Genomic DNA, 22,823 nt, shown 5'->3' on the forward strand with positions numbered 1-22,823 from the left:
AAATGGTCCTTTGGGAGTACATGACGACGCCGCTGATGGTGCACAACAGCACCGCGATCCTGAACAACTGGGGGAGTGACGGCTGGGAGCTCGTGCAGGTGACGCAGGGGCCCGAGGGCGGCCCGGTCGCCTGGTTCAAGCGTCAGAAGCAGGACGACTGATGGCCGACGTCGCCGCCCGTCTGGCCGAGTTGGGGCTCGCTCTCCCCGCGGTCGCGACGCCCGCAGGCGCCTACGTCCCCGCCGTGCGCACCGGCTCGTACGTCTACACGGCGGGTCAGCTGCCCTTCGTCGACGGCGCTCTGCCCGCGACGGGCAAGGTCGGTGAGGGCGATGGTCTGGTCGACCCCGCCGCGGCCAAGGAGTACGCGGCCACGTCCGCACTGAACGCCCTCGCGGCGGCCGCCTCCGTGCTCGATTCGCTCGACGACGTCGTGCGCGTCGTCAAGGTGACGGGCTTCGTCGCCTCCGACCCGGCGTTCAGCGGTCAGCCCGGTGTGATCAACGGCGCGTCCGAGCTCCTCGGCCGGGTGTTCGGCGACGCGGGCATCCACGCCCGCAGCGCGGTCGGCGTGGCCGTCCTCCCTCTCGACTCGCCCGTCGAGGTCGAGATCGTCCTCGAGGTCCGCCCCCTGGCCTGACCCTGCGGCTCAGCGCATCTCGGCGGTGATGACCCCCATCACCGCCGAGTCCGCGAGCGTCGTGGTGTCGCCGACCTCGCGTCCTTCGGCGACGTCGCGCAGGAGTCGTCGCATGATCTTGCCCGAGCGGGTCTTCGGCAGTTCGTCGACCAGCACGATCGTGCGCGGGCGGGCGATGGCGCCGATGCGGTCGGCGACGTGCGCTCGCAACCGGGCCACCGCCTCCTCGGGGGTCACGCTCCGCCTCTTCTTGTCGCGGAGAACTACGAACGCGACGACGGCCTGGCCCGTGGTCTCGTCGGCGGCTCCGACGACGGCGGATTCGGCGACGAGCGGATTCGACACCAGCGCCGACTCGATCTCGGCGGTCGACAGGCGATGCCCCGAGACGTTCATGACATCGTCGACGCGGCCGAGCAGCCAGATGTCGCCGTCGTCGTCGCGTCGGGCGCCGTCTCCGGCGAAGTAGCGGTCGCCGAAGCGGCCCCAGTAGGTCTCGACGTATCGGTCGCGGTCGCCCCAGATGCCGCGGAGCATCGACGGCCAGGGCTCCGTGACCACGAGGAGGCCGCTCTCGCCGTTCGCCACCGGCACGCCCTGGTCGTCGACGACGTCGACGACGATGCCGGGCACGGGGGTCTGGGCGGCGCCGGGCTTCGTCGTCGTCACTCCGGGCAGGGGCGAGATCATCATCGCGCCCGTCTCGGTCTGCCACCAGGTGTCGACGATGGGCGTCGTCCCCGACCCGATCACCTCGCGGTACCAGAGCCACGCCTCGGGGTTGATGGGCTCGCCGACGGATCCGAGGAGGCGCAGCGACGTCAGATCGCGAGCCTGTGGGATCTCGCGCCCCGCCTTCATGAACCCGCGGATGGCCGTGGGCGCCGTGTAGAGGATGGTCACCCCGTACTTCTCGACGAGATCCCACCAGCGCCCGGGGCCGGGGGAGTCGGGTGTGCCCTCGTAGAGCACCTGTGTCGCCCCGTTGGCGAGCGGCCCGTAGACGACGTAGCTGTGCCCGGTGATCCAGCCCACGTCGGCGGTGCACCAGTAGACGTCGGTCTCGGGGCGGAGGTCGAACACGTTCCTGTGCGTGTAGGCGACCTGGGTCAGGTAACCGCCCGACGTGTGGAGGATGCCCTTCGGTCTGCCCGTCGTGCCGCTGGTGTGGAGGATGAACAGCGGATGCTCCGCCTCGAACATCTCGGCGGTGTGCTCCGCTTCGACGCCCTCGAGGGCCTCATGCCACCAGAGGTCACGCCCCTCCACCCAGTCGACGGCGTTCTCGCCCCGCCTGATCACCAGCACGTTCTCGACCGTCGACCGCCCGCCGAGCGCCAGTGCCGCGTCGACCGCTGGTTTGAGGGGCGAGACGCTGCCCTTCCGCCACCCGCCGTCGGCGGTGATCACCAGCGTGGCCTCGGCGTCGTCGATCCGTGCGCGGAGGCTCTCGGCGCTGAAGCCGCCGAACACGACCGAGTGCACCGCGCCCAACCGGGCGACCGCGAGCATGGCGACCACCGCCTCCGGGATCTGCGGCAGGTAGACGACCACCCGGTCGCCCGGCCCGACGCCCAGCGACGACAGCAGGTTGGCGGCCCGCTTCACGTCGGCCGTCAGCTCGGCGTAGGTGACCGCGCGTGCGTCACCGGGCTCGCCTTCCCAGAGGAGGGCGACGCGCTCACCGTGGCCGGCCTCGACGTGGCGGTCGAGGCAGTTGTAGGCGACGTTCAGCGTGCCGTCGGCGAACCACCGTGCGAACGGGGGATCGGACCAGTCGAGGGTCTCGGTCGGTCGGCGACCCCACGTCACGCACGCGTCGGCCTGCTCGGCCCAGAAGGCCGACCGGTCCGCGTGCGCGCGATCGGCCAGATCGCGGGTGGCGACGGCGTTCGAGGCGAACACCGGGTCGGGGGCGAACGTGGACGCCTCTCTCGGAGGGGTCGGGGTTCCGTCGGCCATGTCGGACCTTTCGCGTCGTTGCGGGAGGCGCGGGCTGACCCGCACAGGAAGCGAGACTACCCCCGGGGTCTTTCCGGGTCGGCCTGTCCGATCACGGAAGATCGACGTGTCGCGCGTGGCGAGGCGGGCCCATCCTGGGGTACAGTTAACGCAGTCGGATTCAGTTCCGACTCGCAATGCGTTGATTCCCCCCAATCGCGTGTTGCGGTGGCGGCGCCGGTTCCCCCCAATCGGCGCCGCCCCTCTTCGTTTAACCCGGAGATCACCCTCCGCGGGTGAGGGCGATCACCCCTCCACATCGTCGGCATGGCGTCGTCGTCCCCAGGCGATGCACCGAACCGTCTGCTCCGGTGGCGTGTCCTCTAGCGTCCGGCTATGACTCCGATCCAGACCTCGAACACCCTCTCGGCCGCCCCTGCCGCCCCCTCGCCGCGTCCCGTCGATCACCCGTCGGTCACCCGCGGAGTCGACCTGGGGCGCTTCGTCCCCGCGGCGTCGCGCGGCCGTCTCGATCATCGGGGTACAACGGGCGCGAACGGGGTACAGAGCCTGCCCGGCTCGTCTCGCGGGGCTCCCTTCGGCCCGTTGCGCGAGATCATCGACGAACCGGGCGTGACCGACGTCTTCGTGAACGGCGGAGGGGGCACCTGGGTGGATCGCGGCCACGGCCTCCTGCCCGACGGTCGCATCCACCTGTCCGACGACATCGCACGGCATCTCGCGGTACGACTCGTGGCGGCGGGCGGTCGACACGTCGACGAGGCCAGCCCCTGCGTCGACGTGCGCCTCGACGCCGGCATCAGGGTCCATGTCGTCCTGCCGCCCGTGTCGACGGCGGGCACCCTCCTCTCCATCCGCCTGCCGCGCCGGACGCCCCTCACGCTCGACGGGCTCTCCGCGCAGGGGTTCTTCGACGACGTCGACGAGAGCGAGGTCAGGAGGTGCGTGGGCCGGCGCGCGAACATCCTCATCACAGGGGCGGGCGGGGCGGGGAAGACCACTTTCCTGTCGAGTCTCCTCGCCGAAGCGGATCCGACCGATCGGATCGTGACCATCGAGGACGTGGCCGAGCTCCGGATCGATCATCCGCACGTCGTCTCACTCGAGACGCGTCAGCCCAACCTCGAGGGCGTCGGTGGAGTCGATCTCGCCCGTCTGCTGCGCGAGGCGCTGCGCATGCGCCCGGACCGACTCGTGGTGGGGGAGTGCCGTGGAGTGGAGGTGCGCGATCTGCTGTCTGCCCTGAACACCGGGCACGACGGAGGCGCGGGCACTCTGCACGCGAACGGTCTGGCCGACGTCCCCGCCCGTCTCGAGGCGCTGGGCGCGGTCGCCGGGCTCAGCCCCGCGGCGCTGGCGCGACAGGCCGTCAGCGCGTTCGACGCCGTGTTCCATCTGGAGCGGACCGCCGAGGGTCGGCGTCTCGCCCAGATTGGGCACCTCGTGCTCGATGCGGACGGCGCCTTGACGGCTCGGGCGGGGCTCGCGCGTCGTGCCGCCTGAGCGGCGGCGCCGTCTCGTCACCGTCACCCCCGCCTCGACGGTCGTCGAGCGCGTCGCCGTGTTGCTGTCCGCCGGCGTCGTCCCGGCCTCGGCCTGGCGGCATATCGCCGAGTCGGAGCCTCCGGGGCCCGTCCGCGAGGTGACGTTCGCCGTCGCGACCGAGGCCGTGACCGGCATGCCGATCTCGGAGGCGCTCGCGGCCGCTCTGGGCGGACGACCCTTCGCACGCGCGCCCGACGGCCCGCGTCACGAGCTCGACTGGCGGCAGGTCGCCTGTGCGTGGTTCGTCGCGGAGCGCAGCGGTGCGCCCCTGGCCGACTGCCTGCGGACGTTCGTGGCGGGCCTTCGCGCAGCCGAGGCGGCGCGGCGCGACGTCGAGGTCGCCTTGAGCGGGCCTCGCTCGACGGGGCGCATCGTGCTGGCGCTGCCGCCGGTGGGTCTGCTGTTCTCCATGGGCATGGGCTTCGACACGGCGGGCGTGCTGGTCGGCACGCCCGTCGGCTGGGGCTGCCTCGCGGTCGGCGCGGGCCTCGTGGCCCTCGCTCGGGCCTGGAACGCACGACTCGTCCGCGGTGCCACGCCCGAGGGGCCCGTCCCCGGTCTGCGCCTGGAACTGCTGGCCGTCGCGGTCTCGGGCGGTGCGTCGTGGGACTCGGGGCTCGCGCTCGTGCGGTCCGCCCTCGAGATGCTCCCGTCGGCTGATGCGGACGGGTCCGGGGTCGCAGCGGAGGACGGCGCCGAGCGCGACTGCCTCGAGGTGCTCGATCTCTCGCGCCGGGCCGGTGCCCCCGCCGGTGAGCTGCTCCGGGCGACCGCCCGTGAACGGCGACTCCGCAGTGCCGCGGACTCCCAGTCGGCCGCCGCACGACTCGGGTCGACCCTCATGCTGCCGCTCGGCCTCTGCGTCCTGCCGGCGTTCCTGGTCGTCGCCGTCGTGCCGCTCGTCGTCTCGCTCGTCTCCTCCACAACGGCGAGCTGGTGAGACCGTTCCCCAGCGTCGCCGGTGCCGACGCCGGTCGGTCGCGGCGACGCCGGAGACTCGGACCACGCCACACCGAGTGGTCCTGCAGAGAGTAAGGAACCCCATGACACCGCATCCCGCCCTCGACACCCGGAACACGACCGTCCTCACCGGCCGGGACGGCAGTCGCCGCGCCGGCCCGCTCCGTCGCCTGCTCGCGGCCGACGACGGCGCGGCGACCGCCGAATACGCGATCGTCATCATGGCCGCGGTGGGGTTCGCCGGTCTCCTGGTCGTCATCATGCGTTCGGACGAGGTGCGGGGCACCCTGTCCGATCTCGTCCGGTCCGCCCTGACGGTGGGCTGACATGGCCTGCGTCGCACCGGGGCGCAGCCGGTTCCCGTCCGACGTCGGCAGCGTCACGGCCGAGTTCGCCGTGGTGGTGCCAGCGCTCCTGTCCGTCGTCGGTCTCGCCCTCGTGGGCGCCGGCGCGGGGATGCAGGCCATCCGCCTGTCGGACGCCGCGGCTGTGGTCGCGCGGCAGACGGCCCGAGGCGGCGGCGACGCCGTGCCGGCGACGCTCGCGGCTCTCGCACCGGGCGCGAGCGTCTCCACGTCGTCGGAGGGCGAGCTGGTCTGCATCCGGCTCACGCGGGTGGTGGCACTCGGGCCCGTCGAGGGTCTCGAGCTGACCGGTCGGAGCTGCGCCCCGAGGGCCGGCGGATGACCTCGACACCGCACCCGCGCCTCCTGCCCGGCGACGACGGGGGAGCGGCGTCCGTCGTCGCCGTGGGACTGCTGCTGATGATCGTCGCGCTGGTGCTCGCCGTGACGGGCACGGCGCGGGTCCTGGTCGAGCGCAGTCGGGTGGCGGGGGCCGCCGACGCCTCGGCCCTGGCGGGCGCCGACGTGGCCTCAGGGTTGACGGCCGGGGTCGTCTGCGATGCCGCGAGCCGGGCGGCCGAGGCCAACCGGGCCGCCCTCGTGGCCTGCGAGACGGACGGATCCATCGTCACCGTCAGGGTGTCGAGCACACTCGGTCTCCTGCCCGTGGCGGCGTCCGCGACGGCGGGTCCGCCACCCGCCGAGGCGGTCGGGTCACCGGCGACGCCGTGAGCGAGTCGCGCGTGCGGTGTGTGTATGGTGTGCCTGTCGGCAGCCACCACGTCGCCCTCGCCGGAGGGGACGTCGTCCCCGACGGCCTCGCCGATCGGTCTCGATCGGCCGTCTACGTTCCACAATCCAAGGAGTCCCGTGCCAGGCACGAAGAAACTGGTCATCGTCGAGTCGCCCGCGAAGGCCAAGACGATCGCCCAGTACCTCGGCAGCGGATACGAGGTCCTCGCATCCGTCGGCCACATCCGCGACCTCATCGAGCCGAAGAACCTGCCGCCCGAGCTGAAGAAGGGCTCGCTGGGCAAGTTCTCCGTCGACGTCGAGAACGGCTTCGAGCCCTACTACGTCGTGTCCGACGCCAAGAAGAAGACCGTCTCCGATCTGAAACGCGCCTTGAAGACGGCCGACGAGCTCTACCTCGCGACTGATGAGGACCGCGAGGGCGAGGCCATCGCGTGGCACCTGCTGCAGGAGCTCAAGCCCAAGGTCCCCGTCAAGCGGATGGTCTTCCACGAGATCACGAAGGACGCCATCCAGAAGGCGCAGGAGAACACCCGTGAGCTCGACACGGCGCTCGTCGACGCCCAGGAGACCCGCCGCATCCTCGACCGTCTCTACGGGTTCGAGGTGTCGCCCGTCCTCTGGCGGAAGGTCGGCCCCGGTCTCTCCGCCGGTCGCGTCCAGTCGGCTGCGACACGACTCGTGGTCGATCGCGAACGAGAGCGTCTCGCCTTCGTCTCCGCCACCTACTGGGACCTCACCGCGACCTTCGAGCCCTCGACCGAGTCGGTCCCGTTCTCGTCGAAGCTGGTGCGGATCAACGGCTCACGCGTCGCGAGCGGTCGCGACTACGACGACCGCGGGCAGCTGAAGAACGAGTCCGTCTCACTCGACGAGTCGACCGCGCTCGCCCTCTCACGGGCCCTCGAGTCCGCCGGCGTCACGATCGAGGTCACCTCCGTCGAGTCGAAGCCCTACACGCGTCGTCCGGCAGCGCCGTTCACGACGTCGACCCTGCAGCAGGAGGCGGCGCGGAAACTGCGTTTCTCGGCTCGTCAGACCATGAGCGTCGCGCAGTCGCTCTACGAGAACGGCCACATCACCTACATGCGCACCGACTCGCCGTCGCTCTCGCAGCAGGCGATCGATGCGGCCCGCAACCAGGCGTCGAAGCTCTACGGTGCCGAGACCGTTCCGGCCAAACCCCGCCTCTACACGGGCAAGAGCAAGAACGCCCAGGAGGCGCACGAGGCGATCCGCCCGTCGGGCGACACCTTCCGCACGCCGTCCGAGATGTCGACCACCCTCCGCGGCAACGACTGGAAGCTCTACGACCTCATCTGGAAGCGCACGGTCGCGTCGCAGATGGCCGATGCCAAGGGATCCACGGCGTCCGTCGTCGTGGCGGCCACGACCCCCGATGCGGTCGAGGGGATCACCCCGCGCAGCGGCGCGGGCACCCTGGCGGAGTTCACCGCATCGGGAACCGTCATCACGTTCCGCGGGTTCCTCAACGCGTATGAAGAGGGACGCGACGAGGACCGCCACGGCTCGGCCGAGCCAGCCGACGCCAAGCTCCCGCCCCTGACGGTCGGGCAGAACCTCGCCCTCGACGCGGTCGAGGCCAAGGGCCACGACACGAGCGCCCCTCCCCGCTACACGGAGGCGAGCCTCGTCAAGACGCTCGAAGAGCTGGGCATCGGTCGCCCGTCGACCTACGCCGCGATCATGTCGACCATCGTCGACCGCGGTTACGTGACCCCTCGGGGCACGGCGCTCGTGCCGAACTGGATCGCCTTCTCGGTCGTGAGACTGCTCGAGGACTACTTCGGCGACCTCGTCCAGTACGACTTCACCGCGAGCATGGAAGACGACCTGGACCTGATCGCCGGGGGCGGCGCCGATCGGGTCGACTGGCTCAACGGCTTCTACTTCGGCAACGAGCAGCACCGTGGTCTCCGCAAGGTGGTCGACAACCTCGGCGACATCGACGCACGGGACATCAACTCCATACCGCTCGGCGAGGGGCTCACCCTCCGCATCGGGCGGTACGGCCCCTACCTCGAGGCGCCGGGCTCGGACCCCGAGACTCCGCGTCGGGTGAACGTGCCGCAGGACCTCGCTCCCGACGAGTTGACCGCCGCGAAGGCTCGCGAGCTGATCGACGCGCCCGTCATCGGCGATCGCGTGCTCGGCGTCAATCCCGAGAGCGGCAAGGAGGTCATCGCGAAAGACGGCCGTTTCGGCCCCTACGTGACCGAGCGGACTCCCGAGGAGGTCGATGCGGATCCCGCCACCGGCGAGGTCGTCGAGGCCCCCGCGCCCGCTGCGACGGAAGGCACCGGGGCGAAGCCGAAGAAGGCGCCGGCGAAGAAGGCCGCTCCGAAGGAGCGGACCTCGTCGCTGTTCAAGAGCATGGACGTCGACACCGTCGATCTCGAGACCGCCCTCCGGCTTCTCGACCTGCCCCGTGTCGTGGGTGTCGACCCGGAGAGCGGCGAGGAGATCCAGGCGCAGAACGGCCGCTACGGCCCGTACCTGAAGAAGGGCGCCGACACGCGGTCGCTCACCAGCGAGGATCAGATCTTCGACATCGACCTGGCCGGTGCGATCGAGCTCTACGCTCAGCCGAAGTACGGTGCCAAGCGCGCCAGCAGCGCCCTGAAGGAGTTCGAGGCTGATCCGATCAGCGGCAAGCCCATCAAGGTCAAAGACGGTCGCTTCGGGCCCTATGTCACCGACGGCGAGACCAATGCGACCATCCCCCGCGGCGAGACCGTCGAGGAGGTCGACTTCGAGCGCGCCGTGCAGCTGATCGCCGACAAACGCGCCAAGGGGCCTGCGAAGAAGCCGGCGGCCAAGAAGCCCGCCGCCAAGAAGCCGGCTGCCAAGAAGCCGGCCGCGAAGAAGCCCGCGGCCGCCACCAAGGCGACCACGACCAAGGCCGCCACGACCAAGGCGACCGCGACCAAGGCCGCTGCTGCGAAGAAGCCCTCTGCGGCGAAGCCCGCTGCGGCCGAGAAGCCGGCAGCTGCGAAGAAGCCCGAGTAGTGGCGGGCCTCTTCATCACGCTCGAGGGCGGCGACGGATCGGGGAAGACCACGCAGGCCGGTCTGCTCGAGGCCTGGCTCGTCGAGAGCGGCAGGTCCGTCGTGCGGACGCGCGAGCCCGGGGGGACCGACCTCGGGCTCGAGCTCCGCGAGATCGTCCTGCATCGTCGGGGTCACATCGCCCCTCGTGCCGAGGCCCTGCTGTATGCCGCCGATCGGGCGCACCACGTCGAGACGCTGGTCCGGCCCGCCCTCGACCGGGGCGACGTCGTCTTGCAAGACCGGTACATCGACTCGTCGGTGGCCTACCAGGGTGCCGGCCGGGTCCTCGGCGGAGACGAGATCCGATCGCTGTCCGAATGGGCGGTCGACGGGTTGGCCCCCGACCTCACCGTCCTGCTCGACCTCGACGAGGCCGAGGGGCGACGTCGGCTCGACAGCGCCCGCACCGAGTACGACCGGCTCGAGTCCGAGAAGTCCGACTTCCACGCGCGCGTCCGTGCCGCGTACCTGGCTGTGGCCGAGTCCGAACCCGAGCGGTTCGTGGTCGTCGACGCGTCTCTGCCGCAGGCGGAGATCGCGTCGCTCATCCGCGACCGAGTCGCCGGCCTCCTGGAGTGACCGTGTCGACACCGTCGTTCTGGGACGGCCTGACCGGTCAGGCCGACGCCATCGAGTCGCTGCGTGCGGCGGCCTCGACCGAACCGGGCAACTCGTCGATGACCCACTCCTGGCTGATCACGGGCCCGCCCGGCTCGGGGCGGTCGAATCTCGCCTACGCGTTCGCTGCGGCGCTCCTGGCCCGCAGCGACGAGGATGCCGAGGCGACCATCCGTCAGGTCGGGGCCCGCTCGCACCCGGACCTCGCGGTGCTGAGCACCGAGCGCATCATCATCACCATCGACGAGGTCCGCACCCTGGTCGCGGCCTCCCAGTTCTCCCCGTCGGTGGGGCGCTACCGGGTGGTCGTCATCGAGGACGCCGACCGCATGACCGAGCGCACGTCGAACCTCCTGCTGAAGGCGCTGGAGGAGCCGCCGCCTCGCACGGTCTGGATCCTCTGCGCGCCCAGCGAGGCCGATCTCATCCCGACCATCCGGTCGCGGGTCCGTGGCGTGCGGTTGCGCGTCCCCTCGGTGGCCGACGTCGCGGCCCTCATCGAGCGTCGCGACGGAGTCGATCACGAGACGGCCGTCGTCGCGGCCCGCGAGGCTCAGAGTCACATCGGCATGGCGCACCGACTCGCCACCAACCCGGAGGCGCGCGACCGTCGCCGACGGACGCTCGAGACCGCGCTCGCCATCCGCTCGGTGTCCGACGCCGTGCAGGCGGCGGCGACGCTGCTCGCGGTGGCCGGCGACGACGCCAAGGCCATCACGACCGAACGCGACGCCGACGAGCGGGCCAGTGCGCTGCGTTCCCTCGGGGTCGAGCCGGGCGGGACGGTGCCTCCGGCGCTCCGCAGTCAGCTGCGGGCGCTCGACGACGACCAGAAGCGCCGTGCCACGCGCAGCCTCCGCGACGGCATCGACCGCATCATGGTCGACCTGCTCTCGCTCTACCGCGACGTCCTGCTCCTGCACCTCGGCGTCGGTGACGACCCCGTCAACCAGAGCATGCGCGGGCGTCTCGACGAGGCGACCCGCGCCTCCTCGCCGGCCAGCACCCTCGCCGTGATGGACGCGATCGCGGTCGCCCGCCGTCGCATCGAGTCGAACGTGTCGCCGGTCCTCGCACTCGAGGCCATGCTCGTCGCCATCAGCAGACACGCGGTCAGGTGAGGCAAGATGGCCGGATGAGCGACCCGACCGCCGCCCCTGGCCTCCGCGAGCGAAAGCGCCTGGCCACGCGGCGGGCGATCCAGGTCGCGGTGCTCGATCTCATCAACGAGCACGGGCTCGACGCCGTCACGGTCGACATGATCAGCCGACGCGCCGACGTGTCGCCCCGCACGTTCTTCAACTACTTCACCTCCAAGGAGGAGGCCGTGGTCGGAGATCCGCCGCAGCTCTCCGACGGGGCCGAGCTCGAGGCGTTCGTCTCCGATCACGACGGGTCGCTCCTCGACGGTCTGGTGCACCTCCTCGACCACGCCGCGACGACGGCGACCGGCGACCGAGAGCTCGTGCAGCGGCGCCGCGCCGTGCTGCGCGCGTACCCCGAGCTGTTCGCACGGCGGATGGCGTCGGTCCGCGTGTTCGAAGAACGGGTGACCGAGGTCGTCGCCCAGCGGCTCGCAGCCGACGCCGGCCTGGCGTCCACCATCGACGGCTCCGACGGGGTCGACGGTGCGGCGGCCGTAGCGAGCCGCGCCCACCTCGTCGCGCTCGTGGTCATCGCCACGCTGCGGCACGCCTGGGCCGAATGGATCGAAGACGACGACGTCGAGCACCTCGGCGACTACCGGTTCAGCCTCCGCGCCCGGATGGACGACAGCTTCGCCGACCTGCGGCGCCTCGTGTCACGCGAACTCTGAGAATCCGGTACAGTATCTATTCGTGCCGACAGGCACTGGTTGTCGGCCATGGCCGGTATCCGCCGCTTTAGCTCAGTCGGTAGAGCGTCTCACTCGTAATGAGAAGGTCTGGGGTTCGATTCCCCAAAGCGGCTCCACAGAAGCCCCGGTCGTCACCGACCGGGGCTTCCGTCGTCTGAGCCCGTGACGAGCGTCGTCGTCAATGCTCCGCCGGTCGCGTGTTCCGATCGGTCGGGCGAGGCACCGATCCGAGTCCGATCCGCATGAGCCAGCTGTTGACCGCCGGCACCGCCATCACCCGGGTGATCGCTCCCGCGACCGCTGTGGTGGTCGCGGCGAACCCGACGAGCCACCCGTAGAGCGCCGACGACACGGGCAGCCCCAATGCCTCGATGACCAGCGGCAGGACCAGGGCGAAGCTCAGGAAGACGGGTATGCCCACCGCGACGATGGTCCGCAGCACGCGCTGGGTCGTGAACCAGATGGCATGCACGGAGGGCGGCTGCGCCTCGGAGTCGGTCGCCGTCCGCTCGTCGGCCGGGGTCATGATCGGTCCTCCGGCGGCCTCCGAGTCGTGGCCATCCGGAAGACCTTCTGGCGGACGTCGCCCACGGCGACCTTGATCTTGACCACTGCGTCGACGATCACCACCTGGCGGCGTTCGACGCGTCCGACCGCGCTCTTCGTCGTGGTGACCGCGTCCAGGACGGCGGCGAGCTGCTTCTTCTCTTCTGGTGTCATGTCGACCTCCTCGGGATCGATGGGGTTGAGGGAGGCGGGATATCCGCCGGTGAAATGCCAGGATTCGGGCGTCGGTCGGAAGTCCCTTCCCGTATGGCGGATGCCTCGGAGGCGTCCGCGTGCGACGACCCACGCGTGGGCCGCCTCGTCGTCCTCGAGCGCCCGGTTCCGCCCGTCGGGCAGTGTGATGCCGAAGTCGAGGCCGGCGCCCTGCGCCTGGTCGTGCGACGACGTGTAGGGCACCGCCGCGAGCGGGGCCCAGGGGCCGCCGTCGACGAACGCCTCCCATGCGGCCCGCTTGATCTCCTGGTCGCGTCGTGAGCGGAGCCCCTCGTTCACCGACAGGATGCCGCCGTCCGCGAAGACGCCTGCGGACTCGGCGATGAGCGAATTGACCTGCGCTGCGACGGTCTCGTCCGTCACGTACTGGACGACACCCCGGAGCGAGCCGTAGCTCGAGGGGCCGACGGGGTGGAGGGTCACGGCTCCTCCCCGGAGAGGGAGGGGAGGCCCCCGCCGAAGCGGAGGCCTCCCTCGTCGTCGTCCGTCAGGCGCCGACCTTGGTCCGGATCGCTCCGACACCCGACTTCACGGCCTCGAGGTTGCTCGAGACGGTGTACTGGATGTTCGGGGTGGGGGAGTCCGCGTTCAGCGCGAGGCTGATGTTGCGGTAGCGGTCGAAGTCGTTGATCGACACGCTGCCCGAATCGGGGATGCTGTGCAGCGCGAGCACGCGACCCATCTCCGATGTCGTGACCTCGATGCCGTCCGAGAGCGCCAGGCCGACGAGGGCCAGATCGGCGGTCGACACGAGCCGGCTGCGTCCGTTCGAGATGAGGAACTTGCTGCCGGGAGCCCAGCGGCTCGTGGTTCCCTGAGTGATGATGTAGAGCTTGTCCATGTCTTCTTCTTCTTCTTTCGGTTGGTTGGGATAGCGGGGAGGGTTGGGGGCGAGGGCGTCCACTCGGATGAGCGGGGCCGGGTCCTGAGGGACTCCGTTCAGCTCCAGCTGCAGATGCAGGTGGGGGCCGGTCGAGTTGCCTGTCGTGCCGACAGGGCCGACGTACGATCCGGCGCCGACGCTCTGCCCGACCCGGAGGGGCGAGGCCGATGCCATGTGGCCGTAGAGGCTCGTCCAGCCCTCGCCATGAGTGATGACCACGTGGTTGCCGTAGCCGCTGATGAGACCCGATGCCGTGACGGTGCCCGCCGCCACGGCGTAGATCGGCGTGTCCGCACCGGGGGCGTAGTCGATGCCCTGGTGGTTCGTGCTCCCGCCATTGCCGGGGGAGACACGAGGTCCGAAGGGGGACGAGACGTCCGTCTCGGATCGGAATGGATAGAACCAGGAGATTGCGATGGTGTGCTCCGTTTCTTCTCTTTCTTCGGCTCAGCGGTCGCTGAGCCGCTCCCCGTGTGGGGAAGCAGGTGCTCGGTTGTCGTGGCGAGCGTGCACGGGACTCAGCGGTGGCGGAGTCCGAGTGGTGCCGACCCGACCTGATGGCGGGTGGCGAGCAGTCGTTCGACGACGAAGAGCCGGTCGAGCGGTGCCGAGGGGAAGAGCAGCTTGGTCCGGGCCATGAAGCCGTTGGACGGCGGACCGCCTGCTGCGACCCGGGCGAGGGTCGTCCGGTCGACGCCGATCATCCGGGCCAGCTCGGCGTCGGACTCGATCTGGTGAGTCCTTCGCAGCTCGTGCAGAGCGACGACGTCCAGAACCAGACGGTCGACCCTGGTCGGTGTTGCATGTGCGGATGGTTTGTTCATACGAGGAACACTACGGCGCATCTCCACATGTGCAACAGCGTCCCGTGGGCGGAACGCGGCGTGTCGCGACAGGATGCCCACAGGGCTGCTGCTCCGTATATGGAAATGCGTTGCACGTATGCAGCGAGACCTGTAGCGTCTCCTCGTGATCACCCAGACCTGGTCGGCCTTCCTCACTGCGATCGCCGGCCCCGAAGCCGGAGTACCCAACCAATCCGAGATCGCCCGTGTCGCGGGCGTCTCGACGGCCACCGTGAGTCGATGGGTCTCGGGCGAGGTGCAGCCCAAGGCGGAACAGGTCATCGGAGTGGCACGGGCCTACGGGGTCAGCCCCTTCCTGGCCCTCGTCGCCGCCGGCTACCTCCGGCCAGGCGACATCGAGGGCACGCTGAGCGTTCCGCGAGCCCTGCAGATCACGGACTTCACCGATCTCGAGATCGCCCGCGAGATGCTCCGCAGGGTCAGCTCGGCGGCGGACGCCTCCGCGACCTCCGCGCCCCCGGTCGATCACCCTGCGTGGGCCGTTGTCAGTGGCTCCAGTCAAGATGACATCGAGTCGCTGCCGAGTGCGGCCAAGAGCGACGCCCACGAAGTCGAGGAGGACGACCACACACCGTGACTCAGTACGTACCGCGGGAGCACGCGGCGGATCTGGGGGTCCCGATCATCGAGTACCCGCTTCGAGCGGACTTCGGCAGGTACGTACCCCAGCTCGGCGCCATCCTCATCAAGCCCCGGATGCGAGGCGCGCTCGAGCGGTCCGTCCTCGCGCACGAGCTCGTCCACGCCGAGCGAGACGAGTACGAGACGGGCGTCCCGCTCATCGACCTGCGGATGGAGCGCAATGCCGACAGGGTCGCCTCCCTCCGACTCATCGACGAGGACGAGCTGCTCGATCTGATGAGGTGGTCGTCCGACCCGGGGCGTTGGGCGGTCGAGCTGGCCGTCACGGCCGACCTGCTGGAGGCGCGCATCGCGCAGCTGAGGGTGTCGGAGTCCGACCGGGCGGCTGGTAGACAGGTGTCATGACGATTCGATGGGGAATACTCGGCGCGGGCGGCATCGCCCAGGCCTTCACCTCCGACCTGCTGGGGGCCGGCCTGGCCGTCTCGGCCGTCGGTTCGCGCGACCAGGCCAAGGCGGACGAGTTCGCCGGCCGGTTCGGCATCGACCACGCGCACGGCAGCTACGAAGACCTCGTGGCCGACCCGACCGTCGACGCCGTCTACGTCGCGACTCCGCACGTCTTCCACGCCGAGCAGGCCCTGCTCGCGATCGCCGCCGGCAAGCACGTGCTCGTCGAGAAGGCCTTCACCGTCAACGCCGCCGAGGCGCAGACGGTCCTCGACGCCGCGTCCGCCGCCGGCGTGGTCGCGATGGAGGCGATGTGGACCCGCTACCTCCCGCAGAGCGCGCGACTGCGGGCGATCGTGCGATCCGGCACCATCGGCGAGGTGCGCCTCCTGACGGCCGTGCACCTGCAGTCCCTGCCGACCGACCCGCGCCACCGCCTCAACGACCCGGCGCTCGGCGGCGGCGCGCTGCTCGACCTCGGCGTCTACCCGGTGTCGTTCGCCCACGATCTGCTCGGCGCCCCGACCGACATCGCGACCGTCGGGGTCCTCAGCGACCAGGGCGTCGACGCCCGCCATTCGGTGACCCTCGGCTATGCGAGCGGCGCTTCGGCGCAGCTGTACTCGGCGCTCGACTCGACGGGGCACAACGTCGCCGTCGTGCACGGCACGGCCGGTCGCGTCGAGATCGACGCGACCTGGTACACCCCCGTCGGCTTCACCGTGTACGACAGCGACGACGCCGTCATCGAGCGCTTCGACTCCGACGAGGGGTCCCTCCGCGGCATGCACCACCAGGCCATCGAACTCGACCGCGTCGTCTCGGCGGGCGAGACCGAGAGCCCCCTGCTCACGGCCGAGGGCATCGTCGACGTCATGCGCACCATGGACGAGATGCGGAAGCAGATCGGGGTCCGCTATCCCGGCGAGTAACAGGCACGGGTAGGAGGCGCGGCGACGGTTTCGTACACTGGCTGCGATGGACGACCACGCACCCCGAGAACGTCCGCGTGACCGACGCGGCGGTCCGCGGAGAACCCTCGCGCGCCTCCTCGACGAGCACCCCCGCGGTGTGCGCCTCACCGCGGTCGTGACCGCGATCGCCCTGCTGGCGGGGGGAGCGGTCGCGGCCGGGGCCATCACGACGCCGGGCGAGCCGACCGTCTCGACCTCGTCGCCGACCGACTCGCCCCGTGCGACACCTGAGCCCACCGCGGACGACACCCCGACGGCGGCACCCGACGTGGCCCCGACGACCCCGACGCCGACGCCGACCGCGACTCCGACGGCGGCCCCGGTGCGCTCCTGCTCGGTCGCCGCCGCGGCCGCCGACCCCCGCCTCGCGCAGTTCGAGGGCACCGTCGTCGACGCCGCGACCGGCGAGGTTCTGTTCGACCGAGACGGATCGACGCCCGCCCGCACGGGCAGCGTCCTCAAGACCCTGACGAGCGCGGTCGCCCTCGCGGTGCTCGGGCCCGACCATCGTCTGACCACCAGGGTGACGGGCGACGTCGGCAGCGGCGCGATCGCCCTCGTCGGCGGTGGCGACGCCACGCTCAGCGCCGTCCCCTCCGGCGGCAGCGTGTACGCCGGGGCGCCGACGCTCGCCGACCTCGCCGCGCAGGTGAAGACCCGGCTGGGCGACGCCCCCGTCTCGCGGATCACTCTCGACGCCACCTACTGGAGTCAGGCCGACGAGTGGGACCCCTCCTGGAAGCGCTCCGAGCAGACCATCGGCTACCACTCCGAGGTGACGGCGCTGATGGTCGACGGCGACCGGGCCGACCCCGCCGCGCAGACCAGCCCGCGCAGCACCGACCCCGTCGCTCGCGCCGGCGACGCCTTCCGGGCCGCGCTGGTCTCCGCGGGGGTCGCGGGGGCCGACACCGCGGCGATGTCGCAGGGCGCCTCGAGCAGCGCCACCGTGCTGGGCGAGGTCGCGTCGCAGCCCGTCTCCACCCTGATCTCGCAGCTGCTGCCCACCTCCGACAACACGCTCGCCGAGATGCTCGCACGGACCTCGTCGCGTGCGTCGGGCGCCGACGGGTCGTCCGCCTCGCTGACGCCCCTCTACCGTTCGGTGCTGTCGTCGACGTACGGGCTCGACACCTCGACCACGACGATCATCGACGGGTCGGGGCTGAGCGAGAACGACGCGGTCCCCTCGACGGTCGTGGCGAGGCTGATGATCGCCGTGGCCGACCGCCGCGACGGCCTCGGCGTCGTCTACGACGCGCTGCCGATCTCGGGGCGCACGGGCACCCTCGCGAGTCGCTTCACCGGCGACAACGCGGTCGCGGCCGGCTCCGTGCACGCGAAGACGGGCTGGATCGACACGGCCTACACGCTGGCGGGCAGCATCGACTCCGCCGACGGCACCCGACTCGCCTTCGCGTTCTACGCGATCGGCGACGTGCGCGACGACGCCCGCGCCGCACTCGACACGCTGACGGCGGCCGTGTACCGCTGCGGCACCGATCTGTCAGGAGAATGAGCGCATGGTCAGAGCACTCCTCGTCATCGACGTCCAGAACGACTTCACCGAAGGAGGCGCGCTCGGCGTGGCAGGTGGCACCCGCGTCGCCGAGGGGGTCGCCGAGCACCTGGCGCTCGCGGCAGGCGACTACGCCCTCGTGCTGGCCAGCCGCGACTGGCACGAGGCCGAGAGCGACAACGGCGGGCACTTCTCCGAGCAGCCCGACTACGTCGACTCGTGGCCGGTGCACTGCGTCCGCGGCACGACCGGCGCCGACTACCATCCGGCGCTCGACGCGTCGTCGATCGACGTGCATCTCACGAAGGGCACGGGCAGCCCGTCGTATTCGGCGTTCGAGGGCGTGACGGCCGACGGCGAGAGCGCCGCCGAGGTGCTCCGGGCTCGGGGCGTCGACTCGCTCGACGTCGTCGGGCTGGCCACCGACCACTGCGTGCGGGCGTCGGTGCTCGACGCCGTGGCCGCCGGGCTCGCCGTCCGGGTCGTGACCGATCTCGTCGCCGGTGTCGCCCCCGTCTCGAGCGAAGCCGCACTGGCCGAGATGTCGGAGGCGGGCGCGACGCTCGTCACCCGCTCCGATCTCGGGGTCGAGTCGTGAGCGGGGCGCCGATCCGGGTCGGCATCGTCGGTTTCGGGCTCGCCGGGCGGGTGTTCCACGGCGCCCTCCTCGCCGCCGACCCCGAGTACGACGTGGCGGCCGTCGTCACGCGAGACGCCGATCGCGCGGCCGACGCTGCGCATCGGCACCCCGCCGCAGCGGTCGTGGCCTCCAGCGCGGACCTCGCGGGCATGGGGCTCGACCTCGTCGTCGTCGCGACCCCGAACGCGACGCACGCCGACGTGGCCGCCGAGGCGCTCCGTGCCGGGTCGGCCGTCGTGGTCGACAAGCCGGTGGCGACCTCCGCCGCCGAGGCTCGCGCGCTGATCGCGCAGGCCGAGAGCTCCGACCGACTGCTCACCGTCTACCAGAACCGCCGATGGGACGGCGACTACCTGACGGCGTCGCGGCTGATCGCCGACGGGGCGCTCGGCGACGTGCACACCTTCGAGTCCCGCTTCGAGCCGTGGAAGACCGCGAACCGCGCGGGCTGGAAGTCCTCCGCCACGGTCGCCGACGGCGGCGGCATCCTCTTCGACCTCGGCCCGCATCTCGTCGACCAGGCGCTGCGGCTCTTCGGCCCGGTCTCCGACGTGCACGCCGAGATCGCGACGCGTCGGCCCACCGCGACGGCCGACGACGACGTCCTGCTGTCGCTGCGCCACGAGAGCGGCGTCCGTTCGCGTCTCTGGATGAGTCACGTGGCCGCGCAGCCCGGCCCGCGCCTCCGGGTGCTCGGATCGGAGGGCGCCTACGTCGTCTCGGGTCTCGACCCGCAGGAGGCGCAGCTCGCGGACGGTCTGTCGCCTGCGGACGACGCCTACGGACTCGTCGACCCGGCACGGCACGGCACGATCGGCGTCGGAGACGACGCCCGGGTGGTGCCCACCGAGCGGGGCCGCTACCCGCTGTTCTACGGCCGACTCGCCGCAGCGCTGCGGGGCGAGGCCGAGGTGCCCGTCGACCCGCGAGACGCGGTCGCAGCGCTCGAGGTCATCGAGGAGGCGCGGCGCGGCACCCGCTGACCCTCGCGCCCCAGCGGCCCCAGCGGCCCCGGCGGCCCCGGCTCGCCGCTAGACGAGCAGCTGGTGCTTCGCGAGGTCGCGGTAGAGCGGCGTGCTGACCACCAGCTCGGAGTGCGTGCCGACCCCGACGACGCGCCCGCCGTCGACGACGACGATCTGGTCGCTGTCGACGACGGTCGATAGTCGGTGGGCGATGACGATCAGCGTGCGGTCCTCCGCCACGGCGTCGATCGCGCCGCGCAGACGCTGCTCGTTGACGCCGTCGAGGCTCGACGTCGACTCGTCGAGCAGGAGGATGGGCGGGGCGGAGAGCAGGGTGCGGGCGATCGCGAGACGCTGGCGCTCGCCGCCCGAGAGCATGACGCCGTCTTCGCCGACCTGCGCGTCGAGGCCCTCGTCGCCGCGATCGAGCACCGCGGTGAGGTTCACGGCCTCGAGCACCCGTCGGCAGTCGTCGTCGGTGGCGCCCGGCGAGCCGAGGGTCAGGTTGTCGCGGATGGTGCCGGCGAGCACGGGGGCGTCCTGTTCGACGTACCCGATGCGCGAGCGCAGCTCGTCGCGGTCGAGGGCGCGCAGGTCGACCCCGTCGATACGCACGACTCCCGACGTCGGGTCGTAGAAGCGCTCGATGAGCGCCAGCATGGTGCTCTTGCCCGCGCCCGACGGCCCGACCAGAGCGGTGCGCCCGCCGGCGGGGACGGAGAAGCTGACCCCGCGGAGCACAGTGAGGTCGTCGTCCGGCACGACGCCGTCGACCCCGCCGGCCGCTGCGTCCGGTGCCGCGGGGTAGCGGAAGTGCACGTCGTCGAAGGTCACGGCGTCGGTGGTCTCGACGCGGGCGACACCGGCGAGGTCCGCGGCCGTGCGGCGGTCGTCGTGGTCCTCCGACGGGAGGTCGAGGATCTCCTGGATGCGACCGAGGGCGCCCAGCGCCTGGTTCACGCTGAGGACGGCGCCGAGCGCCTGGCCGAGCGGCATGATCATCAGGAAGAGGAAGAGCACGAACGACACCAGCGACGCGATCTCGATGGCGCCGCTGGCGACACGGAAGCCCCCGACTCCGAGCACGACCAGGAACGAGGCCTGCAGAGCGATCGACGAGATGGGCACGACGAGCGCCGAGATCCGGGCGACCTGCAGCCCCCGCTCGTAGGCCCCGACGGCGTCGAGCTCGACCGCGGCGACCTCGCGTTCGGTGGCCCCCGACGCCCGGATGGTGCGGACCGAGCTGATGGCCCGTTCGACGGCCGCCGTGAGGTCTCCGACCTTCTCCTGCGCCTGTCGGCTCGCGACCCGGATCCGTCCCGAGAGCAGCACGACGACGAGCACCGAGACGGCGACGACCAGCACGGTGAGTCCGAGCAGCACGGGGTCGATCAGGAACATGCCGACCAGGGCGCCGATGAAGGTGAGGCTGCCGCCGATCGCCTCGACGAGACCCTGCGTCAGGACGGCGCGCAGCAGCGTGGTGTCCGATCCGACCCGCGAGACGAGGTCGCCCGTGCGGCGGGAGTCGAACTCGCTGACCGGCAGTCGCAGCATGCGCCCGACGAGCCGGCGCCGGCTGGAGAGCACGACGCCCTCGCCGGTGCGCTGCAGCAGGTAGTGCTGGAACCCGCTCAGCAGACCGGCCACGACCACGAGCCCCACGAGGGCCCAGACGAGCGAGCCCAGGGCCCCGCCCTGCTCGACGACGGCGATCACCCGTTGTACGAGCAGCGGCTGACCGAGCGAGGCCGCGGCGCCCAGCACGCTGAGCACGATGATCACCGTCATGACCTTCTTGTGCTCGAAGAGGTACGGCAGCAGCTGACGGAACGTGGCACGGGGCCCCTCGGGAGGGCGACGGCGTCCGAGACCGCGACGCGCCCTCGGGGGGTCGACCCGCGCCTCCTCGGCGGGGTTCGTCGGGGTGCGCGCGCTCATGTCGGAGCTCATGGTGCCTCTCGTGCCTGGAGGCCGCGCGGTGCGCGGCAGGTGACCGGGGCGGCCGACGGACCGCCTGAGACGACCGTACTTCGTCGGCGGCCCCGGCACCTGTCAGTCGACGGCCTCGTAGTCGACGTCGCGGGTCTCGCGGCTGAGGATCAACGCGACGAGCGTCAGAGCGGCCATCGACGAGAGGTAGAGCCCGACGAGCCAGGTGCTGCCGCCTGCAGCCGTCCAGAGCCACACGGCGATGAACGGGGCCACGGCCGCGCCGAGGATGCTCGCGACGTTGTAGCTGATCGCCGAGCCGGTGTACCGGACGCTGGTCGGGAACAGCTCGGGCAGCACCGCGCCCATGGGGCCGAAGGTGAGCCCCATCAGCACGAAGCCGATGATCAGCAGTGCCTGCGCGCCGAGCACGCCGCCGGCGAACAGCGGGGCGAACAGGAACCCGAACACCAGGATGCCGGCCGTGACGCAGATGAGCATCGCCCGTCGCCCGTACCTCTCGGCGAGCGGCCCGGAGACGAGGGTGAAGACGCCGAAGAAGACGACCCCGAGGATGAGCATCCACAGGAACTGCGTGCGGGGGATGCCGAGACCCGCCGGGTCGCCGGCGGCATCGGCCGTGCCGAAGGTCAGGGTGAAGGTCGTCATCAGGTAGAACAGCGTGTACGTGGCCAGCATGATGAACGTGCCGAGGATCAGCGGGCGCCAGCTCGTCGTGAAGACGCGGGCCAGGGGCAGCTTCGCGACCGAACCCGAGTCGACGACCTTCTGGAACGCCGGGGTCTCGATCAGCTTGAAGCGGACGTAGAGCCCGATGATCACCAGCAGGGCGCTCGCCAGGAACGGCAGCCGCCAGCCCCAGGCCATGAACTGCTCTTCGGTCAGGGTGGTGTTCAGCAGCACGAACAGCAGGTTGGCGATGATGAAGCCGATCGGCGCGCCCAGCTGGGGGAACGTGCCGTAGATCGCCCGTCGGTTCTTCGGGGCGTTCTCGGTCGCCAGCAGCGCCGCGCCGCTCCACTCGCCGCCGAGGCCGAGACCCTGGCAGAAGCGCAGCACGACGAGGCACGCGGGGCCCGCGACGGCCCAGCCGGGCGTCGTGCCGGCGGGGATGCAGCCGATCAGCACCGTCGCGATGCCCATCGTGAGGAGGGAGGCGACGAGGGTGCCCTTGCGGCCGATGCGGTCGCCGAAGTGGCCGAACACGATCGAGCCGACGGGTCGGGCGATGAAGGCGACGCCGAAGACGGCGAACGAGGCGAGGCGCGCGACGGCGGGGTCGTCGTTCGCGAAGAAGACGGTCGGGAAGACGAGGACGGCGGCCGTCGCGTAGACGTAGAAGTCGTAGAACTCGATGGACGTGCCGACGAGGCTCGCGATGATGACGCGCGAGCGCTTGTTGGCAGGAGGTGCGGGCTGCGTCGACGAGGCGACGGCTGATGACGACATGGGGGGACTCCGGAGCGGCGGGGAGGACG

Annotated in this window: 24 protein-coding genes and 1 tRNA gene; 18 read left to right on the forward strand and 7 right to left on the reverse strand. The window is 71.2% G+C overall.

Annotation, left to right across the window (positions count from 1 at the left end; translation table 11 throughout):
- The first annotated feature begins 2 nt into the window (after window positions 1-2).
- Both SOM13_RS04325 and SOM13_RS04330 read left to right on the forward strand, forming a co-directional pair.
- The gene (locus SOM13_RS04325) at window positions 3-161 is read left to right on the forward strand and encodes a hypothetical protein (protein WP_192058668.1); all 159 of its coding nucleotides are present in this window, start codon (window positions 3-5) and stop codon (window positions 159-161) included.
- Window positions 161-640, forward strand: coding sequence for a RidA family protein (locus SOM13_RS04330; RefSeq protein WP_243213649.1), 480 nt, complete (start codon window positions 161-163; stop codon window positions 638-640). The genes SOM13_RS04325 and SOM13_RS04330 overlap by 1 nt, the downstream gene beginning before the upstream one ends.
- A gap of 9 nt (window positions 641-649) precedes the next feature.
- On the opposite strand, the gene acs is transcribed toward SOM13_RS04330, so the two are convergent.
- On the reverse strand, window positions 650-2,602 hold the full coding sequence (acs, locus tag SOM13_RS04335) for an acetate--CoA ligase (protein WP_320478972.1): 1,953 nt from the start codon (window positions 2,600-2,602) through the stop codon (window positions 650-652).
- A gap of 375 nt (window positions 2,603-2,977) precedes the next feature.
- On the opposite strand from acs, the gene SOM13_RS04340 reads away from it, so the two are divergent.
- The 10 genes from SOM13_RS04340 to SOM13_RS04385 all read left to right on the forward strand — a co-directional run bounded on the left by SOM13_RS04340 (window position 2,978) and on the right by SOM13_RS04385 (window position 11,846).
- Window positions 2,978-4,105, forward strand: a complete 1,128-nt coding sequence (locus tag SOM13_RS04340) for a TadA family conjugal transfer-associated ATPase (RefSeq protein WP_320478973.1) — start codon at window positions 2,978-2,980, stop codon at window positions 4,103-4,105.
- Complete coding sequence (locus SOM13_RS04345) at window positions 4,095-5,087, forward strand: type II secretion system F family protein (protein WP_320478974.1); 993 nt, start codon at window positions 4,095-4,097, stop codon at window positions 5,085-5,087. Before SOM13_RS04340 ends, SOM13_RS04345 begins: the two co-directional genes overlap by 11 nt.
- Before the next feature lie 103 nt (window positions 5,088-5,190).
- Window positions 5,191-5,433: a DUF4244 domain-containing protein gene (locus tag SOM13_RS04350; protein ID WP_192058658.1), complete on the forward strand. Its 243-nt coding sequence runs from the start codon at window positions 5,191-5,193 to the stop codon at window positions 5,431-5,433.
- A gap of 1 nt (window position 5,434) precedes the next feature.
- On the forward strand, window positions 5,435-5,794 hold the full coding sequence (locus tag SOM13_RS04355) for a TadE family type IV pilus minor pilin (protein ID WP_320478975.1): 360 nt from the start codon (window positions 5,435-5,437) through the stop codon (window positions 5,792-5,794).
- Window positions 5,791-6,183 (forward strand): Rv3654c family TadE-like protein, encoded by a 393-nt coding sequence (locus SOM13_RS04360; RefSeq protein WP_320478976.1) that lies wholly within the window; start codon window positions 5,791-5,793, stop codon window positions 6,181-6,183. The genes SOM13_RS04355 and SOM13_RS04360 overlap by 4 nt, the downstream gene beginning before the upstream one ends.
- A gap of 138 nt (window positions 6,184-6,321) precedes the next feature.
- Window positions 6,322-9,234, forward strand: coding sequence for a type I DNA topoisomerase (gene topA, locus SOM13_RS04365; protein WP_320478977.1), 2,913 nt, complete (start codon window positions 6,322-6,324; stop codon window positions 9,232-9,234).
- On the forward strand, window positions 9,234-9,854 hold the full coding sequence (gene tmk / locus SOM13_RS04370; RefSeq protein WP_192058650.1) for a dTMP kinase: 621 nt from the start codon (window positions 9,234-9,236) through the stop codon (window positions 9,852-9,854). Before topA ends, tmk begins: the two co-directional genes overlap by 1 nt.
- Window positions 9,851-11,014, forward strand: a complete 1,164-nt coding sequence (locus tag SOM13_RS04375; RefSeq protein ID WP_243213642.1) for a DNA polymerase III subunit delta' — start codon at window positions 9,851-9,853, stop codon at window positions 11,012-11,014. Before tmk ends, SOM13_RS04375 begins: the two co-directional genes overlap by 4 nt.
- Window positions 11,015-11,028: 14 nt before the next feature.
- The gene (locus SOM13_RS04380; RefSeq protein WP_192058647.1) at window positions 11,029-11,709 is read left to right on the forward strand and encodes a TetR/AcrR family transcriptional regulator; all 681 of its coding nucleotides are present in this window, start codon (window positions 11,029-11,031) and stop codon (window positions 11,707-11,709) included.
- 61 nt (window positions 11,710-11,770) lie between these two features.
- Window positions 11,771-11,846 (forward strand) — tRNA-Thr (locus SOM13_RS04385).
- 62 nt (window positions 11,847-11,908) lie between these two features.
- On the opposite strand, the gene SOM13_RS04390 is transcribed toward SOM13_RS04385, so the two are convergent.
- From SOM13_RS04390 to SOM13_RS04405, 4 genes are all read right to left on the reverse strand, one after another.
- Entirely contained in the window at window positions 11,909-12,256 is a 348-nt protein-coding gene (locus SOM13_RS04390; RefSeq protein ID WP_192058646.1) for a hypothetical protein, read from the reverse strand.
- Complete coding sequence (locus tag SOM13_RS04395; protein ID WP_320478978.1) at window positions 12,253-12,933, reverse strand: hypothetical protein; 681 nt, start codon at window positions 12,931-12,933, stop codon at window positions 12,253-12,255. Before SOM13_RS04395 ends, SOM13_RS04390 begins: the two co-directional genes overlap by 4 nt.
- A gap of 64 nt (window positions 12,934-12,997) precedes the next feature.
- Window positions 12,998-13,810 (reverse strand): M23 family metallopeptidase, encoded by an 813-nt coding sequence (locus SOM13_RS04400; RefSeq protein WP_320479101.1) that lies wholly within the window; start codon window positions 13,808-13,810, stop codon window positions 12,998-13,000.
- 101 nt (window positions 13,811-13,911) lie between these two features.
- Window positions 13,912-14,217 (reverse strand): hypothetical protein, encoded by a 306-nt coding sequence (locus SOM13_RS04405; RefSeq protein WP_192058640.1) that lies wholly within the window; start codon window positions 14,215-14,217, stop codon window positions 13,912-13,914.
- Between the two features lie 145 nt (window positions 14,218-14,362).
- Between SOM13_RS04405 and SOM13_RS04410 the strand changes: the two genes are divergently transcribed.
- The 6 genes from SOM13_RS04410 to SOM13_RS04435 are packed head-to-tail and all read left to right on the forward strand — an operon-like array spanning window position 14,363 to window position 19,407.
- Window positions 14,363-14,836, forward strand: a complete 474-nt coding sequence (locus SOM13_RS04410) for a helix-turn-helix domain-containing protein (RefSeq protein ID WP_192058638.1) — start codon at window positions 14,363-14,365, stop codon at window positions 14,834-14,836.
- A complete protein-coding gene (locus SOM13_RS04415; protein ID WP_192058635.1) occupies window positions 14,833-15,246 on the forward strand; it encodes an ImmA/IrrE family metallo-endopeptidase in 414 nt (137 codons plus the stop codon). The genes SOM13_RS04410 and SOM13_RS04415 overlap by 4 nt, the downstream gene beginning before the upstream one ends.
- Window positions 15,243-16,223, forward strand: a complete 981-nt coding sequence (locus SOM13_RS04420; protein ID WP_320476913.1) for a Gfo/Idh/MocA family oxidoreductase — start codon at window positions 15,243-15,245, stop codon at window positions 16,221-16,223. Before SOM13_RS04415 ends, SOM13_RS04420 begins: the two co-directional genes overlap by 4 nt.
- A 46-nt stretch (window positions 16,224-16,269) precedes the next feature.
- Window positions 16,270-17,784, forward strand: coding sequence for a D-alanyl-D-alanine carboxypeptidase/D-alanyl-D-alanine endopeptidase (gene dacB, locus SOM13_RS04425; protein WP_320478979.1), 1,515 nt, complete (start codon window positions 16,270-16,272; stop codon window positions 17,782-17,784).
- Between the two features lie 4 nt (window positions 17,785-17,788).
- Window positions 17,789-18,382 carry an isochorismatase family protein gene (locus tag SOM13_RS04430; protein ID WP_192058628.1) on the forward strand — a complete coding sequence of 198 codons (594 nt, stop codon included), beginning with the start codon at window positions 17,789-17,791 and terminating at the stop codon, window positions 18,380-18,382.
- Window positions 18,379-19,407, forward strand: a complete 1,029-nt coding sequence (locus SOM13_RS04435; RefSeq protein ID WP_320478980.1) for a Gfo/Idh/MocA family protein — start codon at window positions 18,379-18,381, stop codon at window positions 19,405-19,407. The genes SOM13_RS04430 and SOM13_RS04435 overlap by 4 nt, the downstream gene beginning before the upstream one ends.
- A 48-nt stretch (window positions 19,408-19,455) precedes the next feature.
- Here the strand turns inward: SOM13_RS04435 and SOM13_RS04440 are convergent, their stop codons facing one another.
- Together SOM13_RS04440 and SOM13_RS04445 are read right to left on the reverse strand one after the other, a co-directional pair.
- The gene (locus SOM13_RS04440) at window positions 19,456-21,333 is read right to left on the reverse strand and encodes an ABC transporter ATP-binding protein (RefSeq protein WP_320478981.1); all 1,878 of its coding nucleotides are present in this window, start codon (window positions 21,331-21,333) and stop codon (window positions 19,456-19,458) included.
- 114 nt (window positions 21,334-21,447) lie between these two features.
- Window positions 21,448-22,794 carry an MFS transporter gene (locus SOM13_RS04445; protein ID WP_192058621.1) on the reverse strand — a complete coding sequence of 449 codons (1,347 nt, stop codon included), beginning with the start codon at window positions 22,792-22,794 and terminating at the stop codon, window positions 21,448-21,450.
- Between the last annotated feature and the right edge of the window lie 29 nt (window positions 22,795-22,823).

The organism is Frigoribacterium sp. CFBP9030, assembly GCF_034045195.1.
Classification (GTDB): Bacteria; Actinomycetota; Actinomycetes; order Actinomycetales; family Microbacteriaceae; genus Frigoribacterium.